Source organism: Streptomyces sannanensis, assembly GCF_039536205.1.
Taxonomy (GTDB): Bacteria; Actinomycetota; Actinomycetes; order Streptomycetales; family Streptomycetaceae; genus Streptomyces; species Streptomyces sannanensis.
On sequence record NZ_BAAAYL010000001.1, the window covers coordinates 579,507 to 593,959 of the forward strand.

Sequence of the window (14,453 nt, forward strand, 5' to 3'; positions counted from 1 at the left end):
CGGGCATCGGCCGCCCCGGGAGCCGCGTCGGACGCGGCTCCCGGGGCGGCGGTGCCGGAGTTACTTCAGGCCGTAGGCCCGCAGGATGGTCTGCTCGACGGTGTCACCGGCGCGGTCGGCACCGTTTGCCCTGAGCGAGACGTACGCGGCTTCGGTCGGGGGACGCAGGTGCACCTGGTACCTGCCGGCCCCGATGCGCTCCAACCGCACCTTCGTCCAGTGCGCTCCGTCGTCGTAGGAAACCGACAGGTCAGCCGTGGCGACCGGGACGGCGGCCCCATCCTGCTGGCGGAGGGTGAGCCCGAGGAGGTGGTTCCTCTTGTCGGCCCGGCCATAGGTGTCGGTGTCCACCTGGTAGTCGAGCTGGAGCAGGGGCAGCGCCGCTGCCCGGTCACCGTCCACGTGTGAGGACGTGAACGTCCAGGCGGTGTGTGTCTGCGCCGAGTACGGCGTCGACGCCGCGGCCCGCTGGGCATCGTGGGTGAGACGGTACGTCGCCCGCTCCGGTCCGACCGGCAGAGTGCCCGCGAGGACGCCGCCCTGGGCGAACAGCTCGCCGTTGCGGTACACCTTCGCCTGCGCGCCGCCGTAGACGTCGGCGTAGATGCCGGCGTGCCCAGCCCCGCCGTCGTTCCAGCCGGAGACCGAGAGGTCGATGGTGTCGCCGGTGCGGGTCGCGCCGGGGAAGCCGGTTTTGATGCCGGGGCTGCCCGCCGGGATGCCGGGCCGCCAGACGGGGGTGTTCCACCGCTCGGTGATCCGTTGTCCGGGACGCAGCGCGAGCGGCTGACCGTACTGCTCGTGTGCGCTGTCCCACGAGGAGCCTGTCGGGTTGGGCTCGAAGGCCGGAGTGGCCCGCTCGAGGTACTGGAAGCCCGGTGCGGCCCGCACGTAGTCGGTGCGGTGCACACCGGCGGGCCAGCCCAGGGTCACCCCGCTGAAGGCGGGCACGTAGCCGACTCCGCTGATGAAGCCCATACGCATGTCGCCGACGGTGTGGCCGGGCGCGAGCGCGTTGACCGTGGTGTCGATCGACGCCAGCTCCTTCGTCCGGACGGTGAGGTCCAGACCGTCCGGCATGCGGGTCAGCGGCTCGATGATGTCGTAGCCGTAGGTCGGAGATTCACGTCCCTGCAGCTTCATCTGCACGGTCCGTTGCGCCGCGGCGGCACGCAGTGCGGTGGCCTCCTCGTGCGGGAGCACGAAGCTGGGGATGGGCAGGTCTTCGCCCACCGCGGGGCGGAAGCCGCCGGAGAGGTCGCGCCACAGCACGGCGTAGCCCGCCCCTGCTTTGGCGACGGCGTTGATCTGGTCCTCGTAGGGGACCCCGGCCGCCGTGCGGATCAGCGCAACCGCGCCCGCCAGGTTACGTCCGGCCAGGGCGGTGGGGTCGGCCGTGTCCACGTCGACGACGCGGGCCGTACGCATGCCGTCGAAGCGCGGAGAGGCGTGCGCCGCCGTCGGAGAGAGCACCCGCGAGTCGCTGACCGGTCGCGGGGACAGGCTGAGCGGCAGCCCCGATACCCGGGCACGGATCAGCGGCTCGTAGGTGTACCAGCGCGTGTTGAGCTGGAGGCGGCCGGTCGTGGGCGGTGCGGCCTCGGCGAGCCATACCCGTTCGTTGCCGCCGGCGAAGAAGTCCACCGCACCGAGCGAGCCCTCATGGTCGCCGGCCTTGAAGAACCGCTGGTAGGAGACCATCAGCCAGGCGCGGTCCACGGGTTGCGGGGTGTGCAGCCGAACCTCCTTGGCGGCACGCGCGTCGAACCGCAGGTCGGTGTCCGCGCCGACCACGACATCGTGGTCGGCCATCAGCACGCTGTCGACCTGCTCCACCCCGGTCGGTGTGTCCCGCGTGCCGTAGACGGCGGCGAACGCGTCGTAGCGGCCTGGGGGAACCCGGAGCTTGTGGTCCTGGGAGGTCAGGATGGCGAGGAAGCCCGCACCGCTCTGGCCGTCGATCAGGATGACGAAGCCATAGGACGGCGGTGCCCCGTCCCTGCCGGTGACGTGCAGGTTCAGGTCGTAGTGCGGGCTCTCGGCGTAGACGCCCAGCGTGGTGCGGGTGGTGACGGTGCCGTCGGTGGCGGTCAGATAGCCGCTGTGCAGGCCGTCGGAGAGCGCCTTGGGGTCGACGGTGACATCGACGGTGGCACTGCCCTTGGCCGGGACGGTCATGGTGCTCGCACCGAGGTGGAACTCGGCCGGCGCGGTCAGCGCGAGGGTGACCGCGGCGTCGGTGTCGTTGGTGTAAGTGACCTGTTTGGTGACCGGGCCGCCGTCATGGGGGTAGGCGAGTTTGCCCAGGTCGAGGTTGCCCGGATCGGCGTAGACGCCCTGGTCATGGGCGCGGGCGACGTCCAGCCTCCCGGTCCCGACCTGGGTGGGCACCTGCTTCGGGTCCAGTTGCTTGGTGGTGCTGACGAGGGCGGCCTTGAGCTGCCCGGCCTTCCAACCGGGGTGCCGCTGGGCCAGGAGCGCGGCCGCTCCCGCGACATGCGGCGTGGCCATGGATCGTGGTGTACTTCTCGTCGACGATCGGGCCGAGCGCGGTGCCGTCGGCCCGGGCGGCGGTGATGTTCACCCCGGGGGCGGTCAGGTCCGGCTTCACCACCGAGCTCTCCGGCAGCGGGCCGCGGCTGGAGAACCGCGCGAGGGCGTCCTGCTTGCTCGTCGCGCCGACCGTGAGCGCGGCCGCGGCCGTGCCGGGGGCGCCGACGGTCTGCTCCTCCGGGCCGGAGTTGCCGGCTGCGATGACGAACAGGGTGCCGGTCTCGGCGGTGAGCCGGTCGACAGCCTGGCTCAGCGGATCGGTGCCGTCGCTGGGGCCTCCGCCGAGGCTCATGCTGACGACGGGGGCGTGCTGGGCGGCCCACTCCATGCCGGCGATGATCCACGAATCCTGGCCTGCGCCGGAGTCGTCGAGGACCTTGCCGATCTCCAAGTCGGCGCCCGGTGCGACTCCCTTGTACTTGCCGCCGGAGGCTGTGCCCGTGCCGGCGATGGTGGAGGCGACGTGAGTGCCGTGACCGTGCTTGTCCTGGGGGCCTTCGCCCGGGACGAACGAGACGACCTGGTCGAGCCGGCCTGCGAAGTCGGGGTGGTTGACGTCGATGCCCGTGTCGAGGACGGCGACCTTGACGCCGGTGCCGTCGTGTCCGGCCCGCCATGCTTCGGGCGCGCCGATCAACGGGACGGACTCGGCCAGGTCGGCCTTCACCTTGCCGTCCAGCCACAGCTTGTCGATACCGCCGTTCAGGGCACGCGCGGTCGGTGTCGCCGGTTCGATCGACTTCCAGAACCTGCCGGGCTGCTTCTTGTCGGTCGCCAGGGCAACACCGTTGATGCTGCGCAGCTTCCGCTGGGACTTCGCTCCGGCGGGCGCCTTGTCGGGGTGGACGCTGCCCTTACGGTAGGTCGCGATCACCGGGAGAGTCGCGCTGTGGGCGTCGTCGTAGCCGTCCGCGATCAGTCTGGTGACGTTGAACAGCTCGCGGTCGAGCCTTCCGGCACCGATCAGCGGAAGGGCCTCGGCCGGCAGAACGTAGGTGTCCGTGCCCAGCCTGACGACGCTGAAGTCGTGGTCACCGGGCGCGGCGACCGCAGCCTGGTCCTTTCCGTCGGGACCGCGGGTGACAGTGACCTGCTCGCCGGTGAGCAGAGTCACGACGTGACGCTGGACCGCGGCCTTGTGCGCGGTGCCAGTGAGGGGAAGCGGTGCTCGAGGTGGCGGCGCTGCCTGGGCTGGAATCCCGGCGAACGCGACGGTCACCAGCAGTGACGCACCGATGGTGCGCCAGAGCCTGGTAGGCATGAAAACGGCCTCCTGCGCTTGGCGTGAACGGGGGGGCGAACGGCTGGTTCGGAATCCTGGGGGCTCTCTCCCGTCCATGGCCACAGCGCGACATGTCGCAACCGCGACATGTCGCAACCGCGACGTGTCGCGGTTGCGCACGGACTACCCTGTCCGGCGGACGGGCTGTCACCGCAGTGCACCGGAAACAGGCTGCCCTGCGGCGGGGTATCCACCAGTCATGCGGGGGAATTGACACCTGGTCGGCCAGAACGCGCGGGCACACGACCGATGCCCGCCGGGGGTGAGCCGCTGGAAGGTGGTCGGTGCGGAGAGGCGGACGATGCTGCGAGGTCTGGGGATCAACGAGCAGGAAGAACTGATCTACACCGTGCTGCTGGGCCAAGGTGACGTGTCGCTGACCGAGATCACCGCAGCCACCGGCCTCGCACTGTCCGCCGTCACCCGCTCGCTCACCCGGTTACGCCGGCTGCGGTTGGTGACGCGGCGCAGTGGCCGACCGGTCCGGTACGCCGCCCTGTCCCCCGAGGTCGGCCTCGGCGGGCTGCTCGTGGAACGACAGGGGCTGCTCCAGCAGGCGCAGGAGCGAGTGGTCGAGCTGCTCGCCGCCCACCGCAACGCCGGTGGCCCGCACCAGAGCGAGAACGTGGTCGAGGTCATCACCGCTACCGACGAGCTCGCGCAATGCGTGGTCGCCATGGAGCGCAGCGCACGGGAAGGGGCTCAGATCTTCGTCCGGAGTCCCTACGTCCTCGACACCAACATGACGATGCCCGAGACTCCACAGGGCGTGGTGAACCGATTCGTCTACGAGCGGGACCTCCTGGAGGACGAGCGTACCCGCGAGGAGATATCAGTCTTCTTGGCCGCGGACTACCAAATCCGGGTGACCGACGCCTTGCCCACCAAGCTCATCATCGTCGACCGCCAGGTGGCGCTGGTGCCGATGCTGCCGGACCAGGGGGCCGCCTCACCGGGATTCCTGCTCCTACGGGGGCGTGCGGTCGTCACCGCGCTGGCCGAACTGTTCGACCACGTCTGGGCACGGGCGACACCGCTGCGGCTCACGGCGTCCGGGCTGGCGCAGGAGGACGTGCCGACGCTGGACGACACCGACATGAAGCTGATCACACTGATGTTGTCCGGGCTGCCGGACAAAGCGGTCGCCTCGCAACTCGGCACCAGCCTGCGGACCGTCCAGCGTCGGCTGCGACAGCTGATGGAACTGACCGGCACCGCCAACAGGATGCAGCTCGGTTGGTACGCGGCACGCGCCGGTCTCGTCTGAGCTTGTCGTTCAGGGCTTGCCGGGAAACAAGTCGTGGCTTCCGGCTCCAGGGATCGTTGTTGTGGGGAGACCGGAGGGGATCCAAGGCCGTGGTCGACAAGTCGCGGCCGGGGCATGGTGATCGACCCGTCCACCGGTACCCCGTCGCTCAAGGCGCACCCCTCGGAGGGGCAGCGGCCTTCGTCGAAGCGGCTGGAGCAGGAGATCAAGGCCCGCATGCCGGAGCGCACTGATCGGGACATGTGCCCGGACGCGTAGCGTTGGCGCCGCTTCGGCCGCCGTCGGGCAATGACCCGAAGTTTGCCGACCCGTTCGGCCGGTACGTGCTCACCACCTTCGTCAAGGGCGCCAACATGGGTCCGTACGAGACGGCCCGCCACATCCCCGGCGTGAGCGGGCATGAGCCGGCGTACGTGGCGAACCGGCACTTCTCCCTCGTGCTGCTGAACGAGGCGATCGCCCACCCGGTCAACGCGCACGCGTCTCGTCCGACGTGACAAGCACCGGGCTCGGCGGGCCGAGGATGCCTGGCCATCTCTCGGCCTGGCTCCGCTTGACCTTGACACAGTGACAAGGTCTTCACTGTGGCCAAGGAGGTGGTCCTGATGCCCATGCTGAAAGAGGACACGAACACGATGCGAGCTCTCCAGGGGCTGGAGAACAACAGCTCGTCGATCCGGCTGCAGGCAGCGCTGGCGGCCGGTACGACCCCGGACCCGGGGTTCATCGGCAAGCTCATCGAGCGATGCGCGATCGAACCCGAGTTCTATGTGCGCGAAATGCTGACGTGGGCACTCACCCGCCACGCGGCATCGATGACGGTCCCGGTGCTTCTCGGCGAAGTCCGCTCGGAGTGTGCGCAGGCACGGAGCCAGGCGTTGCACACGCTGTCCAAGATCGGGGATCGGCAAGCGTGGCCGGCGATCACACCGGCGCTGCTGTACGACGCCGACGACGAGGTGGCCCGGAGCGCCTGGCGGGCAGCGGTCGTGCTCGTGCCCGAAGGTGAGGAGCACGAGTTGGCCGTAGTGTTGGCGACACAGCTCGGGCGCGGCGAACGCGAGACGCAGCTGAGCCTCAGCCGGGCTCTGATCGCGCTCGGGGAGGTGACGTTACCGACACTGGGCGCCGCGACGACGGATCTCGACCCACGCGTGCGCGCGCACGCGATAGCCACGGAACGGCTGTGGCGCGACCCGGATGCCGGATTCGAGTTCGCGATCGAGGAGGCGAAGCGCCTCGTAGCCCTCGGCGGGGCCGGCCAGGAGGGGCAGTAGGCAGTGTTGATCGGTGATGTCGCGCGACGGTCCGAGGTCAGCGCCCGCATGCTCAGGCATTACGAATCGCTCGGCCTGGTGCGGCCAACAGGTCGTACCGACTCCGGCTATCGAGAGTACTCCAGCGAGAACATCCGGCGAATCTTCCACATCGAGAGCCTGCGGTCATTGGGGCTGTCGCTGCGCGACGTCAGGCGCGCGCTCGATGACCCCGGCTTCGCGCCCGCGGAGCTCGTCGACGACCTCATCCGCCAGACGCGAGACCGCATCGCAGCGGAGACGGAGCTGCTCACGCGACTCCGTCGGATCGGTGCTGTCGAACCCGCCGGCTGGGAGGACGTCCTCCAGATCGTCGCGCTCCTCCAGGCGTTGGGGTCGAAGAACGCGGGGGCGCGGCAGCGCGCGGCCCTGTCCGCGGTCGTGGAAGTTCCCGTGCCGGTGGAAGCACTGGTCGAGGCCGTGCTGAGCGAGTCGGACCCGAACGTCGCCGGAGCCCTTCGTTGGGCTCTGGCACAATCGGGCGAGGACGGGCCGGCACTGCTGGCGGAGGGCCTCGGCTCACCTGCGGCCGAGGTGCGGAAACGTGCCGTCGAGTCCATCGCGGAGATTCCGAACGGTGAGGCGACCGCACTGCTGCAGGACGCCCTCACGAACCCCGACATCGTGGTCCGCAGGTACGCGGCCCTGGCGCTCGGGGCACGTGGAGTAGCCGACGCGGTCCCGACGCTCATCGACATGATCGTCGAGGAGAGGAACGACGCCGACGCAGCCGATGCGCTGAGCACGCTGGCGAGTGATCACGCGTTGGCGGATCAGATCGCCACCGGGCTCGTCGGCTGCCTTGCCCGCAGCACCATTGGATCGTCTGCACGTCGACGGCTGACACAGGCGCTCGCGGACATCCCGGGGACCACGACGTCACGTGCCCTCGCAGATCTGTCACACGATGAAGACCGTGTCGTTGCGCTTACTGCGACATACATTCTCAAGCTACGCAACGCACGACAGTGAGGCTCTCCTGGGGTGCGGTGTGCGTGGGGCCCAGTTGTTGCCGGTCACCGCCGACAGGCCCACGGCATCGCCGAAGCCCCCGGCTGTACCGCGCCTCAGACGGCACCTCAACGCCGATGCTGCCGGCCCGCTCCCGGCACGCCTCCGTACGGTCCCTGGAGAGGTACGCCCGGCCCGGCGTCGACGCCGTCCCCCAGCATGCCACCGAGCGCGACCCAGCCGCCCGCCGTCGTAGGAGGCCGTGCTGAAGGTGCTCCACCTCGCAGTCCGCGGGCTGATCAACCGCTAGCCGTACCGATTTCGATGCTCAGCCATGAATAGCTTCATCATCTTCCAGTGGAAAAAGCACATTCTTCCGGGGCTGAGCCTCAGGAATCCCGATGCTCTGGGCCGGGCGGCTCGCCGCCGTGAATGCGCAGCACCGCCGTGAGTTCGCGCGTGCATCGGGCGATCAGGTCGGCGGGTGAGTCCGCGCCGATGGTCAAGGACCGGCAAGCTCCTGGGCCATGTCGAGCACCAGGTGCCACGGGTACTCCTTCGACTTGCCCTGGCCGGGCTGGTTCGGGGCGAAACCGCCCTCGCCGTACAGGACCCGCACGCCCATGAGCCGGAGCTCGGCGACGCTTCGCTCGAACCGGCGGTGCTGCACGTAGGCCGCGTTCACTCAGGGGACCACACGATGCGCCCGCTGTTCGCGTACCTGGTGCACTGATGGTCCCCACCGCGGTGTACGCCGCGGTGGGGACTGGGGAAGCAGCGGGGCGCCCGCTCCGGCGGTCTCGCGGCCCGTATCGCCCGCGCGGCTGGAGAGCTGAGCGAAATCGTGCTCAGCCGCCCGGCTGCGGCGGAGCCGGCCGACGCCGTCGTCCCGTTCGAGCAGCAGCTCGCCGCGCGCAGGGCCGAATAGCCGGCCCCGGCCTTACAGACCGAACCAGGCGAGCCGGTGCCCGGCCCGAGTAGCGCGGTCCGACCCTGACCTACTTGGACAGCGCCAAAACGGTACTGAGCCGCGAAACCCGTGGGCTCCCGCTGAAACTCGCCCCTCCGAATTGAACGCCCACACCGCTGTCCCTCTCCCCCACCCGTGGGCGGAGACCCCTTTCGGCGGTTGGAGCCCGCGGCGGGGCCGTCCGGCGCAAGGCTGCGGGGGCCACTGGTAAAGTGGCGCGACGCTTCCGACATCGCCGGGGCCCGTGCCGAGGGGTACGGGCCCCGGCGCGTTACGGGGGCCCCACCCTGAGGAAGGTTCCCCCATGAACGCGAAGCCGCCCGTCTCCGGACACTCCGGTGCCCGTAAGAACCAGCGGGCGGGATCAGTGCGGGGCGAGCTCGGCACGCTCGCGGCGGCCGATCCGGGGCTGCCGCCGGCCGAGTCCTTCGCCGAGCTGGGGCTGCCCGACGAGCTGCTGACGGCGATGACCGGCCTCAAGGTCACCGAACCCTTCCCGATCCAGGCGGCGACCCTGCCCCACGCGCTGGCCGGCCGGGACGTGCTGGGCCGGGCCCAGACCGGGTCGGGCAAGACTCTGGCCTTCGGGCTGGCCCTGCTCGTCCGGACCGCCGGGCGGCGCGCGGAGGCGAAGCGGCCCCTGGCGCTGGTGCTCGTCCCGACGCGGGAGCTCGCCCAGCAGGTGAGCGACGCGCTCGCGCCGTATGCCGAGGTGCTGGGGCTGCGGATGTCGACGGTGGTCGGCGGGCTCTCGATGGGACGGCAGGCGGCCGCGCTGAAGGCGGGTGCCGAGGTGGTCATCGCAACCCCGGGGCGGCTCGGCGATCTGATCGCGCGCCGGGACTGCCACGTGGACAGGGTGCGGATCACCGTGCTCGACGAGGCGGACCAGATGTGCGACATGGGCTTCCTGCCACAGGTCTCGGAGATCCTGGACCAGGTGTGCCCCGACGGCCAGCGGCTGCTCTTCTCCGCCACGCTCGACCGGAACGTCGACCAGCTGGTGGAGCGCTACCTCGACGAACCGGTGCTCGCCTCGGTCGACCAGGCCCGGGCCACGGTCACCACGATGGAGCACCACGTCCTGAACGTGCACGCCGCCGACAAGTACGCGACGGCAACCGAGATCGCCGCCCGCGAGGGGCGAGTGCTGATGTTCCTGGACACCAAGGCGGCGGTGGACACCTTCACCCGCCATCTGAAGAGCAGCGGAATCCGGGCGGCCGCCCTGCACAGCGGGAAGTCGCAGCCGCAGCGCACGCACACACTGGACCAGTTCAAGCGCGGCGACATCACCGTCCTGGTGGCCACGAACGTGGCAGCCCGCGGCATCCACGTCGACGCGCTCGACCTGGTCGTGAACGTGGACGCGCCCGCGGACCCGAAGGACTACCTGCACCGGGGCGGCCGCACCGCGCGGGCCGGCGAAGCGGGCAAGGTCGTCACACTCGTCACCCCGGGCCAACGGCGGGATGTGAACAAGATGATGTCCGAGGCCGGGATCCGGCCGGTGGTCACTCAGGTGCGGTCGGGCGAGGCCGAGTTGACGCGAATCACGGGCGCGCGGCGGCCGCCGGCAGCCAAGCCTGTGCAGACCGGCAAGCGGCCCTTCCGGGGCATGGGGACGCAGGCCCCGAAGGAGACGCGCCGCGCCGCCCAGGCCCGCCAGGCCGCGGAGGCCCGCAAAGCGGCCCAGGTACGCAAGGGCCGCTGACAGCCACCGCCTCCGGCTCCGGAGCCGGAGGCGGAGGCGGCTGGCATCGCCACAGGTCAGAAGCTATACAGCCCTTTTGAAGCGGTACGGTTACTTCCTACTGGAAGACCTACCGTTGACCGTACAGACCCGCTGATCCCGGTTCACGGCACTCAGTTCGTCGCGTCCGGCTTCACGATGTCGGGGAGCTTCGCCTCGGACAGCTCGTCGAGCTTCATCGAGGGCAGGATGTGGCCTTGGTCGGCGGCGTCGTTGGCGATGCTCGCGCCCCACGCGGACGACGCGAGGCGCTGATTGGGCGTGCCGTGGTGCCCATTGGCCTCGAAGTGACAGCGGAGAGGCTGGAGGTGTCGAACGTGGAGCCGGGGGACGCGGACGTGACGGCGGCGGACGTCGTGTCGCCCACCGCCGCGGCCGGAAGGACGGCACCGAGGGCGCAGGCGGCAGCGAGCACCACGGTGACAGCCCAGGCCATGGTCTTCTTCACGGGGGAACTCCTTGGTGTGCTCGAGCCGACACGCGAACGTGTCCCTGCGGAGTGAGGGGGCGGTCAGCTGTGCGGTACACAGAGTTTGCGGGGAACCGGCGCGCTGATGAAGAGTTCGTGCCGGCGAAGTTCGGCATGACAGAAAGACGACAAGCCGCATGCTCTTGGAGAGCACCCGACTCACCGCACCTGACGTGCTGAAACGCTCGCAGAGCACTGTGTCGGACACCACTCGCCTCGTCCGGCCACCCGCGTGCGATGGTTTGGACATGTATTCGCTCAACGGCATAGGTACCAGCGCAATGGCCGAGGACGCCTACCTCGCCCTCGTCGAGGGTGGCCCGATGGCCCCGACCGAACTGGCGAGCACCCTGCGCGTGACCTTGCACGCCATGAGCACGGCAGTCGGCGAACTGACCGGCCTCGGCTTGGTGGAATCCGAAGGCGCACGGCTCGTCGCCCGCCCCCCGCGTGCCGCGCTCGACGCCGTGGTGGAAAGCCGCACCAGGGAACTCGCTGCCCTGCGCGAGGGCATCGAGGAGTTGTCCCGCTTCTGGCGCGACCACCACGTCGAAGGAGCCACCTACATCGAGATCGCTCGGACGCAGGCGGCCCGCGGCGCACTCGTCCAGCGGCTCTACGACGAGGCCACCGAGCAGCTCCGCTGCCTGACCATCGGCATCACCGGCCGATCGGCGGAACCCAACATGATGGCCCCGGGCTGTCGGGAGGCACTGACGCGCGGCGTCAAGGCCTCGGTCGTCTATGGAGCCCATGTGCTGCGCGACAAGCACGCCCGGGAAGCCGTCCAGACCTCCATCGACCTCGGTGAGCAGGCACGTGTCTTTCCCGACGTCCCGCTGAACATGGGCATCTGCGACGACCGCTTCGCCCTCGTGTGTCCCCCCGCGAGTGACTGGGGCCGTCGTCACCACATCGTCGTGCAGCGATCGGACCTCCTGGAGGCGCTGATCGGCGTGTTCGAGTCGTTTTGGCAGTTCGCCGTCCCGCTGCCCGCCGCCGTGGGGACAGCGGACGACATCGGCGGAGCTTCCACCGACGAGACCCGGCAGATCCTCACCTATCTCAGCGGCGGCCTGACCGACGAGTCGATCGCCCGCGAACTTGGCGTCAGCGAACGGACGGTGGCCCGCCGCATCACCCGTCTCCAGCAGATGCTCGGCGCACGGACCCGCTTCCAGCTCGGCGTCCAGGCGAGCCGCCGCGGCTGGCTCTGACGGGGGTCCCCCTGCTCGAGCGAAGCCGGGAGCTTGGGGGGAGGACCTCACCCCTGTTCGCGCAGCTTGCACCACTCGGAGGCGAGCACCGACCAGATCTCGGTTTCCTGCCGCACGCCGCAGTGGGGGTAGCTCTCACGCAGGACGCCGTCGCGGGTCATGCCGAGCCGCTTGGCGACATTGATGCTGGTGGAGGAACCGGCCACTCGACGCGGTGGATGCCGTGCACGTCGACCGCCCAGCCGATCAGCACACCGGCCGCCCAGGTGATCAGTCCGCGGCCCCTGGCGGTGGGTTCCAGCCGGCAGCCGACCTCGGCGGTGCCCGCCGCGGCGTCGAACTACGGGAAGAGGACGCCGCCGACGAGGGTGCCGTCCAGTCAGATGCCGTACATCTTGCCGGAGTCGGTGGAGTCCACTTCGGCACGTCGTGCGCGCCTGCGGCCGCCCCCGGTCGGGGCGGCCGCCATGGCCCCTGTCGGAGGTATGGCCGCAGGTCACGGAACGGCGCCCTGGCCGCCGAGCTCGTGGCCGGTCGCCGAACGCCGCCCGCCGACCTGCTCAAGGCCGTCGAACCCGGCGCCGAAGGCCCTGCCGGCGAGTGACCGCGGGGCGCTGCACTGTCCGTGCTGGCGATGTTCCTCGGCGCCCTCTTCGGAGCCTTACTCCTGAAGGCCGGGCTCTCCCTCGTCCTGGGCGTGGCGCTGACGCTGCTCGCCGCGGGCGCGGTGGTCCTGTGGCGGCTCTCGGTCCCGGGTGCGGGATGGGCAGCGGCTCCGTAGTGGTTCAGCGTGCCGGAGTCTCCCGTACCGGGTGCTTGCTGAGGATCGAGACGCGGTTGAAGGCGTTGATCGTGATCGCCGCCCAGATCACGGCGGAGATCTCGTCGTCACCCAGCACCTCGCCCGCCTCCGCGTACGCCCGCTCCTGGGCGAAGGCGTCGGCGGGGTGGGTGGTGGCCTCCGCGAGGGCCAGGGCCGCGCGCTCGCGGACGGTGAAGAGCTCGGTGTCGCGCCAGGCGGCAAGGACGCCGAGGCGCCGGGCGGTCTCCCCGGCGCGCAGCGCGGCCCGGGTGTGGACGTCGAGGCAGAAGGCGCAGCCGTTGAGCTGGGACACCCGGAGGTTGACCAGCTCGACCAGGATCCTGTCGAGGCCTGCGTCGGCGGCCGTCGCCCGGACGGCGTCGGCGGTCTTCACCAGCGCCTGGTACGCGGCGGGGCTCTTCTTGTCGAGGTAGATCCGACCGGTGGCCCGGGGGGCCGCCGTGGCCTGCGCCGTCTCGCTCATCCTGTGCTCCTTCGCCTGTTGTCGCGGGGCGTCGTCGGGACTATGATCACCCATAATTGTTGAAAACGAAACCATATAGGTGGAGAAAGGGCCGGGAGATGGATCACACGGAGGTCGAGATCCTCACCGCCCGGGACGTCCCGCTGGGCGGACCGCGGGCGATGACCGTACGACGCACGCTGCCGCAGCGGTCCCGGACGCTCATCGGAGCCTGGTGCTTCGCCGACCACTACGGCCCCGACCGGGTCGCCGAATCCGGCGGCATGGACGTCGCCCCCCATCCACACACCGGGCTTCAGACGGTGAGCTGGCTGTTCAGCGGGGAGATCGAGCACCGGGACAGCCTGGGCAGCCACGCCTTCGTACGGCCCGGGGAGCTCAACCTCATGACGGGCGGGCACGGCATCAGCCACACGGAGGTCTCCACGCCCGGCACCACCGTGCTGCACGGAGTGCAGCTGTGGGTGGCGCTCCCCGGCGAACACCGCCACGCCCCGCGCGACTTCCAGCACCACGCGCCGAAGCCGCTTCACATCGACGGGGCGGAGCTCAAGGTCCTCCTGGGTACGCTCGCGGGCGAGACCTCGCCGGTGCGCACCTTCACCCCGCTGCTCGGCGCCGAACTACTCCTCGACGCGGGCGCCACGGTCACCCTCGACGTCGATCCGGCCTTCGAGCACGGACTGCTCGTCGACGCAGGGGACGTACGCCTCGCCGGAACGCTCCTGCGCCCCGCCGAGCTGGGATACGTCGGCACGGGACGCACCACGCTGACCTTCACCAACGAATCCGACCACCGCGCGCGGGCGGTGCTCCTCGGCGGCACGCCGTTCGAGGAAGAGATCGTCATGTGGTGGAACTTCATCGGCCGCAGTCACCAGGACATCGTCGAGGCGAGGGAGGAATGGGAGCGGGCCTCCGACCGCTTCGGCGAGGTCGACGGCTACCCCGGCGCCCGGCTGCCCGCCCCCACCCTGCCGAACGCCGTCATCACACCGCGCAAGAACCCGCCCCGCCGCTGACGCATCAACCGAAAGGCCCACCATGACCGAGCAGGCTTCCGCCCCCGTCGTCCGGCGCGTCGACGCCCGGCACCGTTACGAGATCCTGGTCGACGACCAGCGTGCCGGCCTGACGGCCTACCGCAACCGCGACGACCGGCGGGTGTTCTTCCACACCGAGATCGACGACGCCTACGCCGGCCGCGGACTCGCCGCGATACTCGTCGAGCAGGCCCTGACCGATGTGCGCGCCTCCGGGATGCGGATCGTCCCCATCTGCCCGTACGTGGCCAAGTTCCTCACGAAGCACCAGGAGTTCGCGGACATCACCGACCCCGTGACCCCCGAGGTCCTCACCTGGCTCGACGCCCAGCTGGGGCGCTGACGC

The 14,453-nt window shown here is 70.2% G+C and carries 14 protein-coding genes and 2 pseudogenes; 11 read left to right on the plus strand and 5 right to left on the minus strand.

Annotated elements, in window-relative coordinates; translation table 11 throughout:
- Positions 1-60 precede the first annotated feature (60 nt).
- A complete protein-coding gene (locus tag ABD858_RS02590) occupies positions 61-2,511 on the minus strand; it encodes a S8 family serine peptidase (protein WP_345034262.1) in 2,451 nt (816 codons plus the stop codon).
- A gap of 58 nt (positions 2,512-2,569) precedes the next feature.
- A pseudogene (locus ABD858_RS02595) lies at positions 2,570-3,892 on the minus strand (S8 family serine peptidase); the annotation flags it as partial.
- Between the two features lie 244 nt (positions 3,893-4,136).
- On the opposite strand from ABD858_RS02595, the gene ABD858_RS02600 reads away from it, so the two are divergent.
- From ABD858_RS02600 to ABD858_RS02620, 5 genes are all read left to right on the plus strand, one after another.
- Positions 4,137-5,102, plus strand: coding sequence for a helix-turn-helix domain-containing protein (locus ABD858_RS02600; RefSeq protein ID WP_345034263.1), 966 nt, complete (start codon positions 4,137-4,139; stop codon positions 5,100-5,102).
- A gap of 114 nt (positions 5,103-5,216) precedes the next feature.
- Entirely contained in the window at positions 5,217-5,360 is a 144-nt protein-coding gene (locus ABD858_RS02605) for a hypothetical protein (protein WP_345034264.1), read from the plus strand.
- Positions 5,345-5,599 (plus strand): Tn3 family transposase, encoded by a 255-nt coding sequence (locus ABD858_RS02610; protein WP_345034266.1) that lies wholly within the window; start codon positions 5,345-5,347, stop codon positions 5,597-5,599. Before ABD858_RS02605 ends, ABD858_RS02610 begins: the two co-directional genes overlap by 16 nt.
- Before the next feature lie 108 nt (positions 5,600-5,707).
- Positions 5,708-6,379, plus strand: coding sequence for a HEAT repeat domain-containing protein (locus ABD858_RS02615; protein WP_345044224.1), 672 nt, complete (start codon positions 5,708-5,710; stop codon positions 6,377-6,379).
- A gap of 3 nt (positions 6,380-6,382) precedes the next feature.
- Positions 6,383-7,390 carry a HEAT repeat domain-containing protein gene (locus ABD858_RS02620; protein WP_345034267.1) on the plus strand — a complete coding sequence of 336 codons (1,008 nt, stop codon included), beginning with the start codon at positions 6,383-6,385 and terminating at the stop codon, positions 7,388-7,390.
- Positions 7,391-7,871: 481 nt separating this feature from the next.
- Here ABD858_RS02620 and ABD858_RS02625 read toward each other — a convergent pair.
- A pseudogene (locus ABD858_RS02625) lies at positions 7,872-8,054 on the minus strand (hypothetical protein); the annotation flags it as partial.
- A gap of 589 nt (positions 8,055-8,643) precedes the next feature.
- Between ABD858_RS02625 and ABD858_RS02630 the strand changes: the two are divergent.
- The 3 genes from ABD858_RS02630 (at position 8,644) to ABD858_RS02640 (ending at position 11,778) form a co-directional block, all read left to right on the plus strand.
- Positions 8,644-10,053 carry a DEAD/DEAH box helicase gene (locus tag ABD858_RS02630; RefSeq protein WP_345034268.1) on the plus strand — a complete coding sequence of 470 codons (1,410 nt, stop codon included), beginning with the start codon at positions 8,644-8,646 and terminating at the stop codon, positions 10,051-10,053.
- A gap of 326 nt (positions 10,054-10,379) precedes the next feature.
- The gene (locus tag ABD858_RS02635) at positions 10,380-10,595 is read left to right on the plus strand and encodes a hypothetical protein (RefSeq protein ID WP_345034269.1); all 216 of its coding nucleotides are present in this window, start codon (positions 10,380-10,382) and stop codon (positions 10,593-10,595) included.
- Between the two features lie 214 nt (positions 10,596-10,809).
- Positions 10,810-11,778 (plus strand): helix-turn-helix transcriptional regulator, encoded by a 969-nt coding sequence (locus tag ABD858_RS02640; RefSeq protein ID WP_345034270.1) that lies wholly within the window; start codon positions 10,810-10,812, stop codon positions 11,776-11,778.
- A 47-nt stretch (positions 11,779-11,825) separates the two neighbouring features.
- On the opposite strand, the gene ABD858_RS36695 is transcribed toward ABD858_RS02640, so the two are convergent.
- The gene (locus ABD858_RS36695; RefSeq protein ID WP_425586139.1) at positions 11,826-11,984 is read right to left on the minus strand and encodes a GNAT family N-acetyltransferase; all 159 of its coding nucleotides are present in this window, start codon (positions 11,982-11,984) and stop codon (positions 11,826-11,828) included.
- A gap of 419 nt (positions 11,985-12,403) precedes the next feature.
- Here ABD858_RS36695 and ABD858_RS02650 point away from each other — a divergent pair, with 419 nt between their 5' ends.
- A complete protein-coding gene (locus ABD858_RS02650) occupies positions 12,404-12,559 on the plus strand; it encodes a hypothetical protein (protein ID WP_345034271.1) in 156 nt (51 codons plus the stop codon).
- Between the two features lie 4 nt (positions 12,560-12,563).
- On the opposite strand, the gene ABD858_RS02655 is transcribed toward ABD858_RS02650, so the two are convergent.
- Positions 12,564-13,064 (minus strand): carboxymuconolactone decarboxylase family protein, encoded by a 501-nt coding sequence (locus tag ABD858_RS02655; RefSeq protein WP_345034272.1) that lies wholly within the window; start codon positions 13,062-13,064, stop codon positions 12,564-12,566.
- Positions 13,065-13,162: 98 nt separating this feature from the next.
- On the opposite strand from ABD858_RS02655, the gene ABD858_RS02660 reads away from it, so the two are divergent.
- Positions 13,163-14,086 carry a pirin family protein gene (locus tag ABD858_RS02660; RefSeq protein ID WP_345034273.1) on the plus strand — a complete coding sequence of 308 codons (924 nt, stop codon included), beginning with the start codon at positions 13,163-13,165 and terminating at the stop codon, positions 14,084-14,086.
- 22 nt (positions 14,087-14,108) lie between these two features.
- A complete protein-coding gene (locus tag ABD858_RS02665) occupies positions 14,109-14,450 on the plus strand; it encodes a GNAT family N-acetyltransferase (RefSeq protein WP_345034274.1) in 342 nt (113 codons plus the stop codon).
- Positions 14,451-14,453: the final 3 nt, after the last annotated feature.

Coding starts and splice junctions, on each gene's coding strand:
- ABD858_RS02590 (WP_345034262.1), bottom strand. CDS start 2,511: ATGGCCACGCCGCATGTCGCGGGAGCGGCCGCGCTCCTGGCCCAGCGG.
- ABD858_RS02600 (WP_345034263.1), top strand. CDS start 4,137: ATGCTGCGAGGTCTGGGGATCAACGAGCAGGAAGAACTGATCTACACC.
- ABD858_RS02605 (WP_345034264.1), top strand. CDS start 5,217: ATGGTGATCGACCCGTCCACCGGTACCCCGTCGCTCAAGGCGCACCCC.
- ABD858_RS02615 (WP_345044224.1), top strand. CDS start 5,708: ATGCCCATGCTGAAAGAGGACACGAACACGATGCGAGCTCTCCAGGGG.
- ABD858_RS02630 (WP_345034268.1), top strand. CDS start 8,644: ATGAACGCGAAGCCGCCCGTCTCCGGACACTCCGGTGCCCGTAAGAAC.
- ABD858_RS02640 (WP_345034270.1), top strand. CDS start 10,810: ATGTATTCGCTCAACGGCATAGGTACCAGCGCAATGGCCGAGGACGCC.
- ABD858_RS02655 (WP_345034272.1), bottom strand. CDS start 13,064: ATGAGCGAGACGGCGCAGGCCACGGCGGCCCCCCGGGCCACCGGTCGG.
- ABD858_RS02660 (WP_345034273.1), top strand. CDS start 13,163: ATGGATCACACGGAGGTCGAGATCCTCACCGCCCGGGACGTCCCGCTG.
- ABD858_RS02665 (WP_345034274.1), top strand. CDS start 14,109: ATGACCGAGCAGGCTTCCGCCCCCGTCGTCCGGCGCGTCGACGCCCGG.